Origin of the sequence: Sutcliffiella rhizosphaerae (assembly GCF_917563925.1) — a bacterium.
GTDB classification, from domain to species: Bacteria; Bacillota; Bacilli; order Bacillales; family Bacillaceae_I; genus Sutcliffiella_A; species Sutcliffiella_A rhizosphaerae.
In genome coordinates this window covers 1-312 of the sequence record NZ_CAKJTJ010000095.1, presented here as the reverse complement: position 1 = coordinate 312, position 312 = coordinate 1, and the positions used below count along the sequence as shown (strand labels likewise).

Genomic DNA, 312 nt, shown 5'->3' with positions numbered 1-312 from the left:
GGCAACGTCCTACTCTCACAGGGGGACAGCCCCCAACTACCATCGGCGCTGAAGAGCTTAACTTCCGTGTTCGGTATGGGAACGGGTGTGACCTCTTCGCTATCGCCACCAGACATATTCAGTTGAAGGTTGTTCCTTCAAAACTAGATAATGTGTTCTATCAAGAAAATTCACGATCCATTCATCAAATATTTGGGTTAAGTCCTCGATCGATTAGTATTCGTCAGCTCCACGTGTCGCCACGCTTCCACCTCGAACCTATCTACCTGATCATCTTTCAGGGATCTTACTTACCGAAGTAAAAGGAAATCT

At 46.5% G+C, this 312-nt stretch carries 2 rRNA genes; both read right to left on the bottom strand.

Features of this window, described 5'->3' with window-relative positions:
• A 5S ribosomal RNA gene (gene rrf / locus LRP81_RS23180) occupies positions 1 to 113 on the bottom strand; the annotation flags it as partial.
• 80 nt (positions 114 to 193) lie between these two features.
• Positions 194 to 312 (bottom strand): 23S ribosomal RNA (locus LRP81_RS23175); the annotation flags it as partial.